1 protein-coding gene is annotated in these 209 nt (G+C 51.7%); it reads left to right on the top strand.

The annotated features are described in order from the left end of the window. A partial coding sequence (locus tag C3B51_RS23400; RefSeq protein WP_130246563.1) for an RHS repeat domain-containing protein occupies window positions 1–209 on the top strand: 209 nt, incomplete at both ends.

Below are 209 nucleotides of genomic sequence, written 5' to 3'. Positions count from 1 at the left end.
TGATCTCCAACACCTACAACCTGATCACAGGCCGTAAAGCGCGCACTGAGTATGTTGACCGGGGCAACTGGCAATACACCTACAATGCACTGGGCGAGCTGTTGACGCAAACCGATGCCAACGGCACCAAACAGGGCTTTGAATATGACAGCCTGGGCCGTAAAACCGCGCTAAAAATTAACGATGTGGTTGATAGCGAGTGGCATTAC

This window comes from Pseudoalteromonas rubra (assembly GCF_004212645.1).
In the GTDB taxonomy this organism is placed as follows: Bacteria; Pseudomonadota; Gammaproteobacteria; order Enterobacterales; family Alteromonadaceae; genus Pseudoalteromonas; species Pseudoalteromonas rubra_G.
The sequence above is the reverse complement of the archived record's forward strand: the minus strand, read 5'-3'. Positions and strand labels throughout refer to the sequence as shown.